Origin of the sequence: Vibrio salinus (genome assembly GCF_021272385.1) — a bacterium.
GTDB lineage: Bacteria > Pseudomonadota > Gammaproteobacteria > Enterobacterales > Vibrionaceae > Vibrio > Vibrio salinus.
Map to the genome: position 1 here is coordinate 1,289,245 of NZ_JAJSDZ010000010.1, position 19,896 is coordinate 1,309,140.

At 39.4% G+C, this 19,896-nt stretch carries 18 protein-coding genes and 1 pseudogene; 10 read left to right on the forward strand and 9 right to left on the reverse strand.

Translation table 11 applies throughout. From position 1 onward, the window contains the following. Positions 1-97 precede the first annotated feature (97 nt). Positions 98-769: an SH3 domain-containing protein gene (locus LRQ06_RS19365; RefSeq protein WP_232768689.1), complete on the reverse strand. Its 672-nt coding sequence runs from the start codon at positions 767-769 to the stop codon at positions 98-100. 446 nt (positions 770-1,215) lie between these two features. Here LRQ06_RS19365 and LRQ06_RS19370 point away from each other — a divergent pair, with 446 nt between their 5' ends. From LRQ06_RS19370 to LRQ06_RS19380, 3 genes are all read left to right on the forward strand, one after another. Next, positions 1,216-2,121, forward strand: coding sequence for a sensor domain-containing diguanylate cyclase (locus LRQ06_RS19370; RefSeq protein ID WP_232768690.1), 906 nt, complete (start codon positions 1,216-1,218; stop codon positions 2,119-2,121). A 134-nt stretch (positions 2,122-2,255) separates the two neighbouring features. Next, positions 2,256-3,476 carry a glucose-1-phosphate adenylyltransferase gene (gene glgC, locus LRQ06_RS19375; RefSeq protein WP_232768691.1) on the forward strand — a complete coding sequence of 407 codons (1,221 nt, stop codon included), beginning with the start codon at positions 2,256-2,258 and terminating at the stop codon, positions 3,474-3,476. A gap of 238 nt (positions 3,477-3,714) precedes the next feature. Continuing rightward, positions 3,715-4,170 (forward strand): methylglyoxal synthase, encoded by a 456-nt coding sequence (locus LRQ06_RS19380; RefSeq protein WP_232768692.1) that lies wholly within the window; start codon positions 3,715-3,717, stop codon positions 4,168-4,170. 3 nt (positions 4,171-4,173) lie between these two features. Here the strand turns inward: LRQ06_RS19380 and helD are convergent, their stop codons facing one another. After that, on the reverse strand, positions 4,174-6,243 hold the full coding sequence (gene helD / locus LRQ06_RS19385; RefSeq protein WP_232768693.1) for a DNA helicase IV: 2,070 nt from the start codon (positions 6,241-6,243) through the stop codon (positions 4,174-4,176). Positions 6,244-6,363: 120 nt separating this feature from the next. Here helD and yccS point away from each other — a divergent pair, with 120 nt between their 5' ends. The 3 genes from yccS to LRQ06_RS19400 all read left to right on the forward strand — a co-directional run bounded on the left by yccS (position 6,364) and on the right by LRQ06_RS19400 (position 9,219). After that, entirely contained in the window at positions 6,364-8,523 is a 2,160-nt protein-coding gene (gene yccS, locus LRQ06_RS19390) for a YccS family putative transporter (RefSeq protein ID WP_232768694.1), read from the forward strand. Between the two features lie 91 nt (positions 8,524-8,614). After that, positions 8,615-8,833, forward strand: coding sequence for a hypothetical protein (locus LRQ06_RS19395; protein WP_232768695.1), 219 nt, complete (start codon positions 8,615-8,617; stop codon positions 8,831-8,833). 71 nt (positions 8,834-8,904) lie between these two features. Beyond that, entirely contained in the window at positions 8,905-9,219 is a 315-nt protein-coding gene (locus LRQ06_RS19400; protein ID WP_232768696.1) for a hypothetical protein, read from the forward strand. Positions 9,220-9,250: 31 nt separating this feature from the next. On the opposite strand, the gene LRQ06_RS19405 is transcribed toward LRQ06_RS19400, so the two are convergent. The 4 genes from LRQ06_RS19405 to LRQ06_RS19420 all read right to left on the reverse strand — a co-directional run bounded on the left by LRQ06_RS19405 (position 9,251) and on the right by LRQ06_RS19420 (position 12,874). Beyond that, on the reverse strand, positions 9,251-10,708 hold the full coding sequence (locus tag LRQ06_RS19405; RefSeq protein WP_232769016.1) for a cobyric acid synthase: 1,458 nt from the start codon (positions 10,706-10,708) through the stop codon (positions 9,251-9,253). Between the two features lie 259 nt (positions 10,709-10,967). Next, positions 10,968-11,573 (reverse strand): hypothetical protein, encoded by a 606-nt coding sequence (locus LRQ06_RS19410; RefSeq protein WP_232768697.1) that lies wholly within the window; start codon positions 11,571-11,573, stop codon positions 10,968-10,970. A 255-nt stretch (positions 11,574-11,828) separates the two neighbouring features. Further along, positions 11,829-12,209 carry a hypothetical protein gene (locus LRQ06_RS19415; RefSeq protein WP_232768698.1) on the reverse strand — a complete coding sequence of 127 codons (381 nt, stop codon included), beginning with the start codon at positions 12,207-12,209 and terminating at the stop codon, positions 11,829-11,831. Between the two features lie 407 nt (positions 12,210-12,616). Then, positions 12,617-12,874 (reverse strand): hypothetical protein, encoded by a 258-nt coding sequence (locus tag LRQ06_RS19420; protein ID WP_232768699.1) that lies wholly within the window; start codon positions 12,872-12,874, stop codon positions 12,617-12,619. Between the two features lie 113 nt (positions 12,875-12,987). On the opposite strand from LRQ06_RS19420, the gene LRQ06_RS19425 reads away from it, so the two are divergent. Next, positions 12,988-13,860, forward strand: a complete 873-nt coding sequence (locus tag LRQ06_RS19425) for a LysR family transcriptional regulator (protein WP_232768700.1) — start codon at positions 12,988-12,990, stop codon at positions 13,858-13,860. Between the two features lie 331 nt (positions 13,861-14,191). Next, a pseudogene (locus tag LRQ06_RS19430) lies at positions 14,192-14,734 on the forward strand (substrate-binding periplasmic protein); the annotation flags it as partial. Between the two features lie 56 nt (positions 14,735-14,790). Here the strand turns inward: LRQ06_RS19430 and LRQ06_RS21090 are convergent. Further along, positions 14,791-14,916 (reverse strand): hypothetical protein, encoded by a 126-nt coding sequence (locus LRQ06_RS21090; protein WP_257794120.1) that lies wholly within the window; start codon positions 14,914-14,916, stop codon positions 14,791-14,793. A 64-nt stretch (positions 14,917-14,980) separates the two neighbouring features. On the opposite strand from LRQ06_RS21090, the gene LRQ06_RS19435 reads away from it, so the two are divergent. Both LRQ06_RS19435 and LRQ06_RS21275 read left to right on the forward strand, forming a co-directional pair. Beyond that, positions 14,981-15,502, forward strand: coding sequence for a hypothetical protein (locus LRQ06_RS19435; protein ID WP_232768702.1), 522 nt, complete (start codon positions 14,981-14,983; stop codon positions 15,500-15,502). Between the two features lie 33 nt (positions 15,503-15,535). Then, a complete protein-coding gene (locus tag LRQ06_RS21275; RefSeq protein ID WP_373054865.1) occupies positions 15,536-16,174 on the forward strand; it encodes a PilZ domain-containing protein in 639 nt (212 codons plus the stop codon). On the opposite strand, the gene LRQ06_RS19445 is transcribed toward LRQ06_RS21275, so the two are convergent. After that, positions 16,149-18,734, reverse strand: coding sequence for a LuxQ periplasmic sensor domain-containing protein (locus LRQ06_RS19445; RefSeq protein ID WP_232768703.1), 2,586 nt, complete (start codon positions 18,732-18,734; stop codon positions 16,149-16,151). The two genes, LRQ06_RS21275 and LRQ06_RS19445, sit on opposite strands and share 26 nt — an antisense overlap. Further along, positions 18,731-19,843: a substrate-binding domain-containing protein gene (locus tag LRQ06_RS19450; protein WP_232768704.1), complete on the reverse strand. Its 1,113-nt coding sequence runs from the start codon at positions 19,841-19,843 to the stop codon at positions 18,731-18,733. Before LRQ06_RS19450 ends, LRQ06_RS19445 begins: the two co-directional genes overlap by 4 nt. Positions 19,844-19,896 lie beyond the last annotated feature (53 nt).

The window sequence follows — 19,896 nt, forward strand, 5'->3', positions numbered from 1 at the left end:
AACAAAAGGAAACATCAAAAAAAAAGTATTAAGATTTCATTCTGTTTAAATATATATGTCTGACTTCTTTTCTTATGCAGAAACAAAGCTTGCTCATTTATTTATAAAAAACTTCTCCACTGTCTACATCATAATAAACTTTATCAGACACATTAAGTCCACCACAATAAACAAAGTAAACATTCCGGTCAGGGTAATTTAATGAACGCATCCAACCATGAAGCTCTTCAAAATCTTCTGGTTTACAAATATTTTCCTGTAACAGCTTACTGGTTACTTTGATAAACCTGTCACGATATAATTTAAAATCATCAGAGCGCCCAATATAACTGCTCACAATATCATCATGTTCAAGTGGGGAAATAATAGGCTTGGTATGAGATAAATCTGACATTTTTACCCACTCAGCCATTTCTTTCCCACCTTCTTTGTAAACATAGAAATTCGAAATTCGTCCCCACCCATCTTTTTGTTCCAAAACTCTGACAGTATCCCCAATATACATGTATCTTTCCGGCAGATGGTCATCCCCGGGACCGTTACGTACCGCTATCTTCCGTTCCTTTATGTAATAATCTTTAACTCTGAATGGTACAGGTTTCGCAACTTTTTGGGTCTTAGCATCTGATGCCTTAGACTTCGCCTTTGTATCATCCGTCATTTTAGTCACTTCAGTATCAGACTGTGGTTTCATAAAAAACAAATAATACCCTGCCCCTGCACCACCTAAACCCAATAACAAAATGACAATTAATAAAATTTTTTTCACAAATATTTCCTGTACTGATTCAAAAAGACCCAATAAAGATAAACAGCAGAACTACTCTGTCATCGGTCACTACTGTATTAACTTTAGTCTTAAAATACAGACTTAAACGAGGTAACCCGAGCGTTACTCATATTAATATCACTTATTAGCACTGTAATTTTGAGCCTTTACATAGAAATTAGTGGCAAAGATCTACATACTTACAAAATATCTAATAGCTAATAGACATATTGCATATCAATAATATGAATTTGAGTGTTGGTGTTCAGAAAAAATACCTGCTAGCTACGGTTATCATCCTGCAGTCTGTTGTCTGGGCTTTCCCTTGCCAAGCAACTGAGACTTCTGAGCCTTCAATAATCTATTATTCTCTCATGGTATGCATCTTAATCTTATCAGCAAGTATCATCTTTTTTACTTACTCCCAAAGAAAGTCGAAGCAACATTTGCCAGAACTTCTCAGTGCCGTTAATGAGCTTTCTGCATGGATCATTCTCGATAACAAATTCAGAATTATACGCAGTAGTAAAGAGTTCCGTAAACTAAATGGCTATGATATTAAAGATATTTCCGGATTAAATCCTTTCCCATCTATTGTTTTTACAAACTCCTACAGAGAAAAAAAATCTATCATCTCCTGCTTAGCTGAAAAAAACGTCTGGCAGGGAGAGCTATCAACCATTCACAAAGAAGGATATATACAAACCCAATTAGTAAAAATACAGATGGTTTGCTCTGATAACGATGATCAACGAATCTTTTATATGATTTCATTTGTGGACATCACTGAACAAAAAAAAGTAGAGCATAAACTAAGAGCTCTCAGCGAAAAAGATCCTTTGACCGGGATATGGAACAGAAGAAAGTTTGATGGAGAACTGAGACATTTCTGCCAGCTCAATGGCCGGTACCCGGATAAATCCTTTGGTTGTCTTGCAATCATTGATATCGATCACTTTAAACTCGTCAACGATGAGCTAGGACACGATATCGGTGATCATGTTATTCAGAACATTGCCACCACGTTAAAAGTTTTTTTAAGAGAGACCGACATCATAGCCCGGGTTGGCGGAGAAGAATTTGCAATCATCCTCCATCAAACATCATCAGAAGACGCAAGCTATATTCTGAACCGAATACGAAAATCCATCCACACCAATTCCGATATCCCCTGCTCAATTAGCTGCGGAATAACCAATATCACGTCTTCACCTGAAAATGTTTATAAACGTGCAGACGTTGCACTATATGATGCCAAATCAACCGGACGAAATAAGATAATAACACTATTGACTGAGGAAATATCAGAAATATCCACATATGAATCGCCTCAATTTAGTGCAAGAGCCTGAAAATGTGCACAATTTCCAAACAGCGTGTGTTTAGTTTAGTTTTAACCGTTTGTTTTTGTTAACTGTTATGAGTTGGCGTAAAACTTGAAGTGGTCAAACAATGAATAAAATTGCACATCATTAGGGAGCAACAAATGCAAGATACACTAACGGTTGTACTTGCGGGCGGAGTCGGCTCAAGATTATCGCCTTTGACTGATAACAGAGCAAAACCAGCCGTCCCTTTCGGAGGCAAATACCGAATCATCGATTTCACACTAACCAACTGCTTACATTCCGGTCTCCGGCAAATACTGGTACTAACTCAATATAAATCCCATTCACTACAGAAGCACTTACGCGATGGATGGTCGATATTCAACCCTGAGCTTGGGGAGTATATTACCATTGTTCCCCCTCAAATGAGAAAAGGAGGTGCCTGGTACGAAGGTACCGCCGATGCGATCTATCATAATTTATGGTTACTATCCCGGAGCGATGCTAAATATGTTGTCGTTTTATCCGGTGACCACATATACAAGATGGACTACGCCGCAATGTTAGAAGAACACATTGCCAAGAACGCCATTACGACAGTTGCCTGCATGGACATTCCCCGAAGTGAAGCATCAGCATTCGGTATTATCAACGTAGATACCAACTATAAAATCACGTCCTTTATTGAAAAACCTCAGGATCCGCCCCCAATGCCTAACGACCCGAACAGAAGTCTGGTATCCATGGGAATTTATATCTTTAATATGGAAGAGTTACAAGAAGCGCTGACAAAAGATTCAGCTAACAAAGATTCAAATCATGACTTCGGAAAAAACATTCTTCCCGAGCTGGTAAAAACAGGAAACGTATTTGCCTATAATTTCTGTGGAGATAAAGGAAGGGTTGCCAAAGATTGCTATTGGCGTGATGTCGGTACGATCGACTCCTATTACCGTGCCAATATGGACTTACTTGACCCACTGCCTCCGATGAACATATATCAACCTGATTGGTCAATAAGAACCTATGAGGCCCAATTCCCACCAGCGAGAACTGTTTCTTCAGCAACAGGCAATGAAGGTATCTTCATCAATTCAATTATATCGAACGGCGTTATAAATTCTGGCGGCTCTGTGCACCATTCCATTATTTCATCAAACGTCAGAATCTATGACAGCGCAACCGTTTCAAACTCCATTATTTTTGACGACGTCACCATAGGCCAAGGGTGTCAGATAGCAAACTGCATTATTGATAAACATGTAAAAATACCACCAAATACTGAAATTGGAATCGACCCGCAAAAAGATTCAGAACGCTTTCATATATCAGAACAGGGCATTGTTGTTGTGCCGGAAGCCTACATATTTGATATTTAAAACTCTTTCCAAAGAAAATCGCCACACTTCATTCAGGCAAGTGTGGCGGAACAGCTAAAAACATTAGCTTAATCAGGAAATTCTATTATTCCTTAACTTTTTTATTTTAAAAACAGTCATTTTTTGGCTTTCTTCTTCCTCTTTTTTGTTCTTTTCCTCATTTTGTTAACTATAAGATTGAAATATCAGTAAGAAAAAGGAATATATAAGTTACTTTTATATTTAAGGTTTGATGAACATGGATAAGAAGACAAGAACAATTGCAGCTCATAAACACGTTGCACTTGTAGCACATGACAACTGTAAAAAAGACCTGCTTGCCTGGGTATCTACAAATAAAGCAAAACTTCAAAAACATTTTTTATATGCAACAGGCACAACCGGACATCTTTTAAGTAAAGAAACCGGCTTGGCAATTAAGAGTCTGATCAGCGGTCCAATGGGTGGCGACCAACAACTTGGCGCTCTTATTTCAGAACAGGAAATCGATGTTCTGGTATTCTTCTGGGATCCGCTGAATTCAGTGCCTCATGATCCAGATGTTAAAGCCCTTCTCAGAATTGCCAGCGTTTGGAATATACCTGTAGCAACAAATCAGGCAAGTGCAGATGTCATTTTTGCTTCTCCACTTATGGATTCTGAATTTGACATTGAAATTCCAGACTATGAGGCCTACCTAAACAAACGCACCTAGTTCCTATTTAATTTGTTTTAGCAGATATTGTCCCTGACGGAGCTCCTCTATAAATGAGGAGCCCATGTGGCTATATGCAAGCCAGACTTTTTCTTTTGCCCGGGTCATCGCAACATAAAATAGCCGTCTTTCCTCTGCATAGGGATAGGTTTCATTTTTACTCATAAGCACAGTATCAATATGATTTTTTTTCACCTGAGCAGGAAACTGACCGTCGTCTACGTTCAGCACAATAACATAATCGGCTTCCTTCCCTTTTGAAGCATGACAGGTCATAAATCTTATATTTAAATTAGAATACCTATCCTGCCAGTCATCATACAGTTCCGGCCTGTGGTAATGATTGCGACCTAACATTAACAGCGTTTTAGGCTCTTTAGCTTTCCGGTTTAACCCATCAAGAATTTTCTCAATTTTAGCCTGATTCAGTAAGCAAACTCTCGCCCCTTTAACCGTCGTATAACTATTTAGTGTTTTTTTCAGTTGCTCAGGGTTTTGTTGTATAAACTGATTGGCAACAGCACCAATCTTGTCATTAAAACGATAAGTGGTATCAAGATATTTAATAACAGAATGAGGAAAACGTTTTTTAAAACCGGTTGTTAAGTCAACTTCAGAACCGGCAAATTCGTAAATGGATTGCCAGTCATCACCAACAGCGTATAAATGTACATCTGCCTGTTTTTTATTCTTATGGCATAAAGACTCAATCAATAATAAACGCTCAGGTGATATATCCTGATATTCATCGATCATGATGTGTCGCCATGGTGACTTAAAACGACCACGTTTCACAATCTTAATTGCGTTCGATATCATCAAATTAAAATCGACTTCATTATTTTCCTTAAGCATCTGGCCCCATGACTGATAACATGGCCAAACTAATGCTAATTCACTGTTTAACCGGGAATATTCACTATCACTAACCAATTTTTGTTGAATGTCTTTTTTCGACATATTCACCATGGCCAATGTATCCAGCTGTTTTATCAACCAGGCAATCAATTTACTATCTTCAACATGACTTCCTAATTCATCGTCTCCGGTAATATAGGCGATAGGCCACTGGCTGAGATGTTTTTGCCAACGTTTATAATTCGTTGGTGTCATCCAATGTTTCTTCAACCACTCTGTCACCCATTCGCCTTTTTTATCCTCATCGGTTGCAACAGAAGATATTAATACATCCGAATCGCCAGATTGCTTTATAATATTGAGACCTAACTGATGAAACGTACAGATCTGAACATGCTTTGCAGCAGGTCCGATCCGGCTGAGTAACCTCTCCTGCATTTCATTTGCGGCCTCCCGCCCGAATGCAAGCATGAGTATCTCATCTGGCTGGGCCAGTTTACTTTCAAGCAGATAGGCAACTCTGGCCATTAACACACTCGTTTTACCAGACCCAGCTCCGGCCAGTACCAGGTTGTTATCGTCGTTTAGTAACACAGCCTGTTGCTGAGAAATATTTAACGGAGATGATTCAATTTGAGTAAAAAGCTCGTCCCACCGGCCTGTTTCATTGTTGACCCAACGGTTGTTTCGCTCATCAAGCTGGGAGGAAATATCGGTATACCAATTCGTAATCAGAGTCGATATATGAGGAAAACGTTGATTCACCTGTTTAATGGACATCGATAATGTGGAAAGATTGTTATTTACCTTAGATTTCCAATCTGATAGCTTCGAGTGAGGCAGATAACCGTCATAATGAATTAAAGCGTCTAAATCGGCATGCCACTGAGGCAAAAATTCAGCCAGAATACGGCACTGCTCATTATGCCAGGCCTCATAGGAAGCAAGGGCTTTTTTTGCAAATTCAACACAAGAACTCCACGGCAATCCCTGAACCAGCCAACAAGTTTGTTTCCCCTCATCAATATGAGACCGGAATTCAAGTTGCCCCCACAGGATACCCCGGCAAACCCGGATTGAACCATTCCATATAAGAAAAGGAATATGTTCTTCCACCATGTTAGAACTGACAATCAGTGTATTATCCACTAGCTCAACCTGATGGTATTCACCATGAATAAAATACTGTGCGCTTTTACTGGCCTTTAACAACATACACTAACTCTGTTTTTTGCTCTGTATTAAGCAATTATCTTTTGAGAATTTTATTTATATCAATCTATTAATTCTGTAAGCTGATAGCCTAACACTTTTCGGCTTAAGTGGTTAAAAAAAGTGAGACTTATTAGCTTGTTACTTAGTTATTGGACAAACAAGACCATTAACTACTCTATTCTCATCTTTATTGCTCTCATGGGAATAGCAGTACCAACTTATCAATACCATTTAAATACCTGGATGACACCATTAATTCTTGGTGTTATTGCTGCTGCCTTAACAGAGCAGGACGAAAGTCTTGTTGGTCGTATCAAAGCAAATGTGCTCACTATCATTTGTTTCGCCATTGCGACGATTTCAATACAAATTTTATTCAACCACCCCGTGTTATTTGCCATCGGACTATGTTGTTCTACTTTTGGGTTTATTATGTTGGGGGCAATTGGTCCACGCTATGCCAGTATTGCATTTGGCTCACTGCTGATAGCTGTCTATACCATGCTTGGCATTCCCCAAAGTCCTGAATTCTGGTTTCAGCCTACTTTGTTGCTCAGTGGCGCAATCTGGTACTACTTCCTGTCTTTTATCTGGGCGGCCCTTTTCCCCCGTCATCCGATACAACAAAGTTTATCGGATGTATTTGAGCAGATCTCAAATTATATCGAAATGAAAAGTGAATTATTTCATCCCATCGAAAATATGAAATTACAACCATTCCGAATCCGGGAAGCCAACCTCAATGCATCGACCGTGATGTCTTTAAATCATTGCAAATCCACTTTCGTTGCCCGCTCAAAAAGAGGATTTATCCATCATACAAATGATAAATATCTGAAAATTTACTTTTTGGCTCAGGATATTCATGAACGTGTGACGTCTACACATTACCGCTATCAGGACTTAGCAAAACATTTTCAGCATTCGGATATCTTATTCCGGTTTAAGTTTCTGATGCAGGAACAAGCCAAAGCCTGCAAACACATTGCTCAGGCACTAAAACTGAATAATACTTACCTGCATACTAGTGAAACTTCTCAGGCCTTATCCGAACTGAAAGTATCGATGAATTACATTAAAGATCACAGTGACGAAGAATCAAAGCCATTAATTAATCAGCTCACTTATCTGTTTAATAACCTATCAACCATCGAACAACTTTTAAACAACATAAGCAAGCCTCATGCGGAAACATTAAATGAGAACCAGTTAAGTGATACCTCTCCTGATTCATTGAAAAACATGTTCAGAAAAATCATGGATAACTTTAATACAGACTCTGTCATTTTCAGGCATGCAATCCGAATGTCAGTTGCACTTACTGCCGGTTATCTGATTATTCAGGCTTTTCAGCTTAGTCTGGGTTACTGGATTATTCTAACCACATTATTTGTTTGTCAGCCCAACTTTTCATCTACAAAACAACGAATTATTTTACGGGTTATTGGCACCATCGCAGGATTACTCATCGGCGCCCTATTAATTACTCTTTTCCCATCCGAATTAAGCCAGATAAGTATCATCATTATTGCCGGTGTTATGTTTTTTGCCTTTCGCATCAATAATTATGGATACGCTACCGGGTTTATTACCGTGCTGGTTCTATTTTGCTTCGAGCAATTCAATATCGGATTAAGTATCGTCTTTCCGCGTCTGCTTGATACCCTTACCGGGTGTGCTCTTTCTGTCGGAGCCGTTATTTTCATTCTTCCGGACTGGCATGCTAAGCGAATTCACAAGACAATGGCAGATGCCGTTGAGAAAAATCTCAACTATTTGGATCAGATTATTGTGCAGTACAGAATCGGGAAAAAAGACAATCTACAGTATCGTATTGCCCGCAGGGACGCACATAATCAGGACGCAGCGCTAACGCTCTCTATAAATAATATGCTTTCAGAACCGGGAAAATACCGGACATCCATCAATGAAGCATTTCGTTTTCTGACGTTATCGCACGCACTTTTGAGTTATGTATCCACTCTTGGAGCCCATCGAACCAGACTGGATGATATTGAAGCGCATATGCTTATTCAAACATCACATAAAATCATCCACAGGCATCTGAACGAGATAAAACAAAGACTGGTATCAACTGCAGATAGCAGTAAGAATGAAATAATAAATGATGATGAATTAGAAAAAAAATTGACACAATGGCGAGAAGAAGGAAGTAATTCAGCGAAACTTATTTTACAGCAGCTGCACCTGATATACCGGATGCTGCCTGAGCTATATTCTTTGTCTGAAAAATTTTCAGCCCGGATTCACCAAGACTAACCATCCTTTTGACAAAAATTTGACATTAGGTGAACATTGTCTGAGAGGTTAAAAAGTATACTCCTCCATATTGATATTAAGGAGGCAGGCAATGTTAACAACAACCGAGTGTTGTCATGGTGCAAAACAAAGTCATGCTATTTCCGAAAATAGTTTTGATCAGGTGCTGGAAACTCTAAAGTTTCTTAGCCCAGTTCAACTGCATTGTTTACAGGAACAAATTCAGGATTCTCTAAAAGAGCCGGAACCGGTACTTTTAACCAGCGAAGAACTGGATATGATTGTTTCTCTGTTTGCAGATGCAGAATAAGACTGATCTTGACCTATAGCGTAAATGAAACTAGACTCAAATAGGTAGGATCTAACTTATTAAAGAAGACTATGACCATTAACTCAATTCAGTCAGGATATAACTTAATTAATCAGTCATCACAGATGGCCTCAAAGGCTGCTGATGATATTAATTCCGCTCGGACTGAAAATGATCAGAAGTCAACTTCCTCACAGCTCCTTCCAAACGATATCGAAAAAAAAGAAGCAGCCTCGAACGATGAGAAATCAAAATCATCATCTTCAACAAATAACATCGACCCACTTATTGAATTGAATAAAGCCGTTCAGTACAACAAAGCCGGTACTAACATTGTCCAGAAAAATCAGGAAATGCTTGGTTCTATGTTAGATGTCAGGGTCTGAACATTTATTCTTATCTCACTCAACATATTATTCACTGTATAGACGGCCATAGCAGGTCAAGTTTAAGATTGTCCTCGACAGCATCTGCTATTCTGTTAATAGCATCCTGTTTATTTTTTAAATGATCAAAAAACTCGATATCTTCTGCTCCTGCCCATTTACATATCGCTTTCGTTACATCAAATTCGTCAAACAAACCATGTAGGTAGCATCCCATAATCTGACCACAACCACTGATCAGTCCATCTGAGCAACCAGTATTTAACTTAATCAAATCTAAATCATCTGAATTTTCTTCACGAACCGTTTTCCCTACATGGATTTCATATCCGGAAACCGGATAAGAGCGATGTTGTAAAAAAAGCTGGCCGGTAACATTGGTTAAACGTTTATGTGGCGTTAACGTCGTATGCATATTAAGCAGTCCCAACCCTTTTGTCGTACCGGGCCTACCCTCAACCCCATCAGGATCAGCAATCGTTTTACCCAACATTTGAAAACCACCGCAAATACCTAATACTTTTCCGCCAAATCGTAAATGTCTCATGATATCTTTATCCCACTTTTGAGATTTGAGATACTCCAAATCAGCCCTGGTAGATTTAGAGCCCGGCAATATAATAAGGTCAGCATTTGTGATCCGCTCTCCCTTCTGGATATACCGAAGGTTTATATCCGGATTTTTTCTCAACACATCGAAATCAGTGTGGTTACTAATTCTGGAAAAGACTGGCACGGACACATTCAGCTTCGTTTCTGCCGACAGATGTTGTTCTTTATCAATCGCATCTTCCGCTTCCAGATCGAAACCATGCAAATAAGGCAAGACTCCCAAAACAGGTTTCCCGGTTTTTTCTTCCAGCCAATCTAATCCCGGTTGCAAAATCGATATATCACCACGAAACCGGTTTATAACAAAGCCAATAACCCGTTTCTGCTCACTTTCAGATAGTAAGGCCAAAGTGCCATACAGATGCGCAAAAACACCACCTTTATCGATATCTGCAATAATGATAACCGGAATATCAGCTTCTTCTGCAAAGCCCATATTCGCAATATCATTATCCCGAAGGTTTATTTCAGCCGGACTCCCGGCTCCTTCAATCATCACACTGTCATATTCATCACACAAACGCTGATAAGAGTCCATCACCGTTGCCTTTGCGACCTTTTTATAGTCATGATAAGCGGTTGCTTCCATATTGGTCACCGCTTTACCCTGAAGAATAATCTGAGCCCCGGTATCGGAGTTTGGCTTAAGCAATACGGGATTCATATGCACACTGGTAGAGACTTCGCAAGCAAGAGCCTGTACTGCCTGTGCTCTGCCAATTTCACCTCCGTCAGCCGTAACCGCACTATTAAGTGCCATATTCTGAGGTTTAAATGGCGCCACCTTGATTCCCCTGCGGTGCAGCACCCGGCATAATCCCGTCACCAACGCACTTTTCCCGGCATCTGACGTGGTTCCCTGAACCATCAAAATCATATTATTTTTAATCACTTAAACACCAAAAGATCATAACCTAAAAAACTTAAAAAATATCTTAGTTAACTTGTATAGTCATTCACACTGTTAGAGATAAAAAGTCCAATACTCAATTTGGTACACTTATTGGTACACATCCGAATTGGTACAAATCACGAAGATTCTCATGCCTATTTATAAAGGGAATTGTTAACCCTGTAAAATTTAGAATGGCGAACACTCTATAATCCATCATGATCACGGGTATATAAAGTGATATTCATTTATATTGAAGAATATAACTTCTCAAAGAGTTTCTTTGAATATCAGGTAAAACATTCGCCATAAACTCACTTACCGATTTTCTGTGCTTCAATATTTTTACCGCGGCTGTTATGGCTTTTTTTGCTAACCCCTCTTTTTCACTTAATATGATGGGTTTTAGCAAGAGAGCATCCTCACTTTTTCCTACCACTCCCAACGCTGTAATCGCAGACAAAAGAATTTCGGCATCATTGCTCGACATGTAGGATATGACGTAGTTTCGTAAATGGTCACAGTTATCACACTCAAGGGAATTCCATGATGCTTGCCCCATAAGAAAAGCCAAATTAAGCCTTATCAGAATATTGTTGAGAATTGGCGATTCATTTTGATTAACCCATAACTCATCTAGAAAATGTATTAGTTCTTGTTTATTCTTCGATTTCCACCAAAGTTCGTTCAGGTGATTATTGATTCCATATATATATTCAGAACATATACTCCTCTCAGAACGAGCTACTATATCTGGATACTTACTGCAATAAACATATGAGTCATTAGATATTGATCCTAAAATAGCATCATGTTCATGAGCAGTCTCAGCTGAAACAGGTGGCACCATTATTAACAAAAAAAAACAATAGTAATCGCACTTTAATTCCACCAAAATAAACAGAAAATTCAGAACGGTATATCATCACACAATAGCGGGCATAATAATGTAGTGCTCTTAGCACGACGGGCTAGTATGGTTTGATAAGTTTTGGGATGTTCCGTGCATCAACACCGAATCTTACCAAGTACACAAAACCCCAAAGCCAAACCACCGAGCGTAAAAAGTCACCTTGATTGAATTGTTATATTACCACTCCATTTTTTATATTGAGTTATAAACCATAAATATTAATGCAGTCATTTGTGGTGTGATAGCAACAAAAATCAGAAAAAAACCATTCTTTATACCAAGTAATTTTCGCTTAGACTTTTCACAATTTTTCCAATGTTTTTTCCCTTCTTCATAAGCGCTCCCACGAATACAACCAACATAAATGATTAAAGCTGTAATCAACCCAATAGTTAGAATCCAATAATAAGCACCAATGTGGGTTAAAACGCCATCAAAGACTAATGAAATTATGCTCCAACAACCAAATAGGAACACATAAACAATCAAACCAAGAACTGACCAGGCATTAATATGTCCATCATCCCGAACTTTCTCACCTTGTTTATCAGCAGCAAGTACCCAATATGCCAATCTAAGCCGTAACAGTAAGTTCAAACTAACCTCGTAAATTAATTCCGTGCACCGCAATATAACAATTTAATATACCGAAAAATTCAGTACAGTATACACCAAATATTACAGTGGCATATCAACTAGTTGTGCAATAACAAAAGCACATGGCCTATCAGATTTTTACCATCACAAAATGCCGAATTTGTCACATGAGTAAAACATTCAGAAGAAAGTAGATGACGACGTCAGGCCTAAATTAGGCAGGGGTAAAAGCGCTTTAAGCCTTCGCTTATACACTCTCTGACAGGTCCTGTGCTTTCGGGAAAGCGACTTTAACCAGATTTTGACAATAGACCGGAGTTTGGTAACCAATGGGCATCGGGGCCGCTCGTTCCATTGTGAGTTCATTTGGCACATAGGGGCTGCTAACCTTTAGTGATTGATTTTTTTCCATTTAAGAGGGCAGCTCTTGTATGTCCAATATCTTCTAAAATGGCGTCTCCATAGAAAAGCGTACTTTGAAGCCGCTTCTTTCGTTTTCTTTCAGCGGCCTTTTTTTTGGCTATGTTGGGTAATAACGTCAGTAACATCATCAAAAAGCGCAACAAAGAACCATCATCTGAACACGTTCGTAAAACTGGCGCTTTGCCCTTATTTCTTTCTTTTCTGCCAAACATCTGCATGAAGCCCCCTGTAAAGCTGAGAAAATGGAGAATTAAAGATTGACGAGCTACCATAATTTAATCAAACGAAATAAACTTAACTGTGTATTTAGAAAAACTAAAAGGTAATGTTAATGACATACACTAAAAACATGCCACCTTTACTGGAATTAGATGTGCTTCGTTCCTTTGTCGCGATTGCTGAATGCGGCAGTTTTTCAAAAGCGGCCCTGTTGGTATTTCGTTCCCCGGGCGCCGTTAGTATACAAATTAAGCGGTTAGAAGAAACGCTGGGACAACGTTTGTTCATCCGTGAAGCCCGTCAAGTCCGGTTAACTCAGGAAGGGGAAACCTTACTGACTTTTGCCCGGCGTCTACTCAAACTCAACGAAGAGACGGTCAGTCACTTTTTAAAGCCAGAATTAGAAGGCACCGTGACTTTTGGTCTGCCAAACGATGTCGGAACCCGAATACTACCAGCCGTTCTGGCACAGTTTGCTCGCTCCCACCCGGCAGTTTCTGTCAATGTGGAAGTCAGAAATAGTCAGGAACTGATTGAAAAAATACAAATGAAAACACTGGATGTTGCACTGATAACCATGGATGACGCCAGTCAGGTTCCAAGGCACAGCCAGGCCCTATATTCAGAACCATTACTCTGGACAACTTGCGAAAGCGGGCTGGCAGCCAAACAGATTCCCCTCCCCATCGCCGTTGCCAAACCCGGATGCTGCTGGCGCAAACAGGCTCTTGACGCGCTCGAAAAATCAGAGGTCGCATACCGGATCGCATACACCTGTGATAACTGTACCAGTATGAAGGCGGCAATGGAGGCCGATCTCGCCGTTGCGCCACTTCCCCGTAGCCTGGTGAAACCTCCTTTTGTTGTCGTTGAGCATTTACCCAAGCTGGATGACTATCAGGTTTTGATGTTGAAAAAAGAAAACAGCGGTCCGGCGACAAACATATTAGAAGCCTATATTGCAGCCCATTGTCGGGATGTGTAGTCAGCCTTTCTCCTTTGATAATGGCACATCTATAACCTATAGTTGATGTATTAGCCATCCGCTTTCAACACCGCCCAGTGATCAGGTATCCGTTCTCCCCCAAGGCTGAACGAATGGAGATAAAGAATGTTCCCATTTACCTTCCCTTACACGATTCCGGCCATAATCCTCAGGTACCTTCTCGCCATGCCATCCGCCCTATCAGCCCCGGCTAACTCCCCTGCTCATCATGATGAACAGGACAACTCTGAGCGTCGAACCATTACACTCTCCATCGGCGAAAATTAGGAGCCCTACTACAGTGAAACCTTAGAAAACGGGGGGAGTAGTAACCGAAATTGCCAGGCAAGCTTTTAAAGCAAGCGGTTACGACATCGACGTGAAATGGCTCCCTTGGGCAAGGGCATTCAATCTGGCCAAAAGTGGTATCTATGACGGATTAATTGGCGCGTGGTTTACCGAAGAACGCCTGCAGTATTTTTCTTATTCAGAACCTCTGCTTTCAACAAAACTGGTCGTTATCAAAAGAAAGACAAATCCCACCGTCTATGCAAAATGGACCGATTTAAAAAAATACCGGGTCGGGGTTGCACTGGATTCCACACCTCATGAATTACTTAAAGAAGAATTAGGGGAAAACCTTGAGATAGGCAGTTCTGCATACACAAATATTCAAAAACTCATGGCAGAACGATTTGATCTTTTAGTCGATGAGAAGTTAAACGTTTTTTATATTATCAATACGCACTTTCCGAAATGGCGTGATGAAATCGTCGTACTTTCTCCCCCATTGCAAACCAATCACCTCCATTTGATTATTTCAAAAAAATTAATGATAATCAGTTGGTTATTGAAAAATTCAATCAAGGCTTAGAAGAAATAAAACAAAACGGAACCTTTCAGTCCATTTTGGAACATTACCAGTTTGGTTCAGGTTTCACCAATTAAGTCGACAATACCAGAGAAGTTTTGCCCATAGCCGGTTTCGGACAATACGTCACAAATACATGGGGACATTTCTGTACCGACAGTGTAATAGTCAATGTTTTTACTCATTTTTTTTATTATTATGTATTCTTATAATATGATGGCTAAGGTTAAATATTAATAGGAACTGATAATGGCATTACATATGAAATGGCGCCTCTTACCAATATTGTTATTGTTATCTTCACCTGTTTATGCCAATAACTTTAGCTATAACTATTTCGAATTCAGAATGGGTTCAAGCCCTCAGTCACTGGGCGCAGAGTACAGTCTCGCATTAACCGATAATTTCCATGCCGTTGCACATCTCGATTCTCAATTTGATCATGACGGTGATTTGGCTGCAGGAATTGGATTTAATGGCCCTGTAAATGATTTTATTGACATCTACGGACAGGCATTAGCTCATTACGTCGACTATCCTAAAAACAGAAATGAAGGCTCAGAAGCTCTGCTGGAACTGAATGTTGGCTTAAAACTCTGGATTGCGGAAAATCTCGAAACAGAAGTCAGGGTCGGAACGATAGACGATCACTCAATCTTTAATGCCGGTGTCAGATTCCATTCAACTGACCAGTTATCTGTTGGTGCCGGTTTCGTTAACAACGGTATATGGGGACCTCAGCTGGAACTGAATGTCAGAGCTATTTTTTAATGCTATGGCTCTTTTATGAACTATGAAAAAGACATGTCCAGGTTAAGAAATTTTTTGACTAATGGTACAAAAATTTCCGTCAAGCTCGAATTTGGGAACAATGATGAGTACTGCTTTAATTCGCAGGTTATAGGATTTAAGAATCACGCTTTCATTATCATAGATTACCCGCATAAAGTCATAGACGACTTAATCGTCCGGAACCTGAAGTATGCGAAAACGATTATCAGAGCTAAAAGTAACTCCGAACTTGGGCACATTATTGCTTTTCGAACCAATATCCTTCATATAATCATGCAACCCGCCCCCATGATTATGCTAAAAGTGCCTCACGACTATGCGTGTAAACCCATCAGAAAACATTATCGGTTTCAATTCACCGCACCAGTGGAGATAAACATAAATAATCGGCACTATAATGGTATGTTAACGGATTTCTCAGTCTCGGGATGTAAAATCAGCTTAAATCATGAAGCATTTGTCGAATTAGGAGCGAAAGTTGACGTAAAAATCAATATTTTCCCGGAACAGGAAAGTATTATTTCCAGCACAATAACCAACATTACAAAATTTAAGTCAGAAAAAATTATTGGTGTGTTTTTTAATCAGCAAATTCCTTTTGATGACAGGCTGCAGTCAGCCATATTTAAGTATTGCTATCCCGACTGTTGATATTATTGCGATAATACATTGATTTAAAATACGCCAATGCCTGCCGTATTATCTCTTCTCGTATTGGTTTAACAATAATAAAATCTGCACCTGAGTTTAAAAATGCTTTCTGAGTACTGTCACTTCCATCCGCAGTACAGGCAAAAATGGGCGTTCTGAGATTTAACTCTTTCCGCAAGGTTCGGGTTACTTCAATACCATCTTTATTTGGTAACTGATTATCCATAAATATCAAATCAAAAGAAGATTCTGAAACGGCTTTCACGGCTTGGTTACCATCCTCGACCCAGGTCACCAGTAAACCGTATTTCTCACAAAATGCTTTGGCTATATAAGCGTTAGTCTGATTATCTTCAACTAACAACACCTTTGGCGGAATATCAAAGTTAAGTTCATCATGATGATTTGACTCGTTCGGTATTCTTCGTCGGGTTTTATGTCTGGACAGAGAAATCGGCATTTCAAACCTGAATTTACTGCCAACATTCAGCTTGGATTCCAGCTCAATCGTCCCATGAAACAGCTCAACTAAATTTTTGACAATAGCAAGCCCTAACCCGGTCCCTCCATGCACTTTAGATAAGCCGGATTCTGACTGCACAAAGGGCTGAAAAACACTCTCCTGTTCACTTTCATCAAGACCGATACCTGTATCCGTAATTTCGACGATGAGTGTATTATGTTCCGGAGCAGTCGCAGAAAAATTCAACCTGACCGTAATCGAGCCTTTATCAGTAAACTTAACCGCATTATTTAACAAATTAAATATAATCTGGTTCAATCGTGTTTGATCACTGTACACATAAGTTTCATGCTCTAAATTGTGTTCAACAGAAAAGTTTAGTCCTTTTTCCTCACATAAAGGACGATAAATCTGTTCTACAGCCCGAATCGTATCCACTAAATCGAAATTTGATGCATTAATCTGAAAATTGCCGTGCTCATGTTTTGAAAAATCCAGAATATCGTTAAGCACCGCTAACAAATGCTCACTACACGCGCACAAAACCCCAACCTGCTCTTTATTTTTCGAATCACTAACTGTCGATTTAAGTAACTGAGCAACGCCTAAAATACCATTTAATGGAGTCCTGACTTCATGACTCATTCTGGCCAGAAAATCTGCTCTGACACTCGCCGCTTTTTCCGCTTCTTTTGTTGCTAAACGACTTTGCTTTTCCGCCTCCGCAATAGTGGTAATATCTTGTCCCTGAGTTAAAATGGACTCCAAACCACGAGCAGAAGAAATGGGAGATACCATCCACCGATACGTTCTCCCGCCAACCTCTGTTAACACTTCTTTTGACCCGGCCCCCTTTCCAACATTAATAATGTCATGACTCAACAGCATCTTTAATTCAATAAAAAGAGGTTTTGTGCCTTTTTTGTCCTCAGAAAAATAGTTAATAGCAGCTGGATTCATTCTCAAAAGACTGCTATTTGTTCCCCACAAAATCGTAGGCATGATTGAATAGTGAAATAAGTTCTCAAATTGTTTTTCCTGCTCAGAGAGGCGATGAAACGTATGCTCTAATACCCGGCCAAAGTGATCAAATTCTGCAATGGAAGAACCATCAAATATCACATCAGTTCCTTTATCCGCAATCGAATACGTAAAGTTCATCAACGTTTCTATCTCTGACCGAATCCGTCGGTGTAACCAATTCCATAATAAATAGGAAAAAATCAGCATCGCAAGTAGTGTAAAGACAACTGTATAGTAAAAATTATTCCGTAACTTTTTGATATTATAATTATTCTGAACAGAAAAAATCATTAATTGAGTGGGAATATCATCAACCTGAAGATTAGTTTTACTGATAAAAATAGCATCTTTAAAATTGTAAAACTGATGGCTATTTAAAATGTCACCGGTCGTATAAGGCTCTTTCCCTGAAATGGTTGTAGACAACACTTCATGATTCACGGTCAGAATCAGATTTTCTGCATGACTTCTGGTCCGTAAATTTTCAATTAAATGAAAATTATCATTAAGAATAAAAACAACGACAAGATATCCTAAAACCTCTCCAGAATCTGGATCTACTATTGGAGCCCTACGAGCTAACACATACACATTTCTTTGCCCGGTATTTACTCTGACCAAATTCCAATAATTATTCAGAGATACTGCATCAAAAATATTTTTTAGTTTTCTATCGGGAATACCGTAAAAAGCCGAACTACCGTCATCCCAATTAGGATGGGTTAAATCAGCCAAAAAACGAAAATCAGGTGTATTACTTGGATCAAGCTGATCAAATGATTTAAAAAAACGTTCAACATGATGATTATTTCTTTCACGGATAGCGCGAATTAACTCAGGATTACTAACGCTGCTATCCTGATGAATTTTGAGCAAAGACAACCGGGAGTTGAACACTCTTTGTTGCAGATTAGCCGTTTGATTTGCCGTTCTCTCTACTTCCTGAGCAATTAAAGAACTGCTCATATGATAACTTTCAAATAAAATTCCAAACGTCAATGCCCCGATGACTAATGTTATAGAACGGGTAAAATAAGTGGCTATTTTACGCTTAGTCTGGAATTTTTTAATCATTCACTGTTTTTTTTGCCTCTATCAGAGTAACGAAACGCCTGTCGCTTAAGCGCATCCAATCGTTCTTGGGAATTTTCTTTCGTCACCAAGACCAAGTCACCGGAATAGACTAGTGGCACTTTATCCCCTTCCAGGTCCCATTTAATCGCTTCAGCCATAGCAATACCAGTGTCGTCATTCATTCGCATGACAGTTACATCAAGATCACCCAATGCATTCAGTTCTGCCGAACCTCCACCCCATCCGTTAACCACAATATCTTCGCGGTTCAATTCTTTCAAAGCCTTAACCGCACCAAGTGCAACATCCGTAGAGCAGGCATAAATAAAGTTCAAATCAGGATGACGGGCTACATTTTCAAGTGTTGCTTTATAGCCGCTTTCTTCCGTTGCATCCGTATAATAGGATGATACATGCTTAAAAGATGGGATACGCCGGATAATACTATTAAAAGAGTCCCCTCGTGCCTGACTGATAAAGCCCTGAGAGAAATACAATATGGAATAATTAGCGCCTTTAGAAAACCTTTTTTTGTAATAATTTGCTAATTTGAGAGTTCCAAGCTCATGGTCAAAGCCAACATACATCATCGGTTGCTTATTACCCCAGGCTTTTACTGGCGTTGTAATATTTTGCAAAATGACTTTTGTGTCTGTTGAATGTAAAACCCTTTCAATAAACTTACGGTGACGAATCGAATCTAACGTAAAAATGAGATAGTCTGAATGATTCTTCATTGCTTCCATCAGATAATAGCCTTGCTGCCTTTCATCAACATTAGGTCTGGTAAATACCTGATTAATTACGTACTTCACTCCCAGCTCATCCAGGCGAATTTCGAAGGCTTTTAAATTACGAATCCAATAATCCGATACCTGTTGTCCCGGTAACACCATCGAAATGGAAATTGTTTTTTTCTGATCAATCGAAAGAGGAACTGGTGGTTTCCTGACAACATCACTGAGAGCATCAGTCAATTGTTTCTGCTCAGGAGAATGATTCAGGAATTCATCATAACGCCAGTATCCTGGAACGGCACTAGCAGAAAATGAACCTGATAATAAAAAGATGAAAAGAAAATGGATAATTGTGCTTCGAATTTTCAACATAAACAATAAATATTGGTCACTACACTAATAGCATAGCATCTTAGCGAGCTATA

Excerpts from the sequence above, each read along its gene's own strand:
- glgC (WP_232768691.1), top strand. The coding sequence starts at position 2,256 with ATGCAAGATACACTAACGGTTGTACTTGCGGGCGGAGTCGGCTCAAGA.
- LRQ06_RS19380 (WP_232768692.1), top strand. The coding sequence starts at position 3,715 with ATGGATAAGAAGACAAGAACAATTGCAGCTCATAAACACGTTGCACTT.
- helD (WP_232768693.1), bottom strand. The coding sequence starts at position 6,243 with ATGTTGTTAAAGGCCAGTAAAAGCGCACAGTATTTTATTCATGGTGAA.
- LRQ06_RS19395 (WP_232768695.1), top strand. The coding sequence starts at position 8,615 with ATGTTAACAACAACCGAGTGTTGTCATGGTGCAAAACAAAGTCATGCT.
- LRQ06_RS19400 (WP_232768696.1), top strand. The coding sequence starts at position 8,905 with ATGACCATTAACTCAATTCAGTCAGGATATAACTTAATTAATCAGTCA.
- LRQ06_RS19405 (WP_232769016.1), bottom strand. The coding sequence starts at position 10,708 with ATGATTTTGATGGTTCAGGGAACCACGTCAGATGCCGGGAAAAGTGCG.
- LRQ06_RS19410 (WP_232768697.1), bottom strand. The coding sequence starts at position 11,573 with ATGGTGCCACCTGTTTCAGCTGAGACTGCTCATGAACATGATGCTATT.
- LRQ06_RS19420 (WP_232768699.1), bottom strand. The coding sequence starts at position 12,874 with ATGCAGATGTTTGGCAGAAAAGAAAGAAATAAGGGCAAAGCGCCAGTT.
- LRQ06_RS19425 (WP_232768700.1), top strand. The coding sequence starts at position 12,988 with ATGACATACACTAAAAACATGCCACCTTTACTGGAATTAGATGTGCTT.
- LRQ06_RS21090 (WP_257794120.1), bottom strand. The coding sequence starts at position 14,916 with ATGAGTAAAAACATTGACTATTACACTGTCGGTACAGAAATGTCCCCA.
- LRQ06_RS19435 (WP_232768702.1), top strand. The coding sequence starts at position 14,981 with ATGGCATTACATATGAAATGGCGCCTCTTACCAATATTGTTATTGTTA.
- LRQ06_RS21275 (WP_373054865.1), top strand. The coding sequence starts at position 15,536 with ATGTCCAGGTTAAGAAATTTTTTGACTAATGGTACAAAAATTTCCGTC.
- LRQ06_RS19445 (WP_232768703.1), bottom strand. The coding sequence starts at position 18,734 with ATGATTAAAAAATTCCAGACTAAGCGTAAAATAGCCACTTATTTTACC.
- LRQ06_RS19450 (WP_232768704.1), bottom strand. The coding sequence starts at position 19,843 with ATGTTGAAAATTCGAAGCACAATTATCCATTTTCTTTTCATCTTTTTA.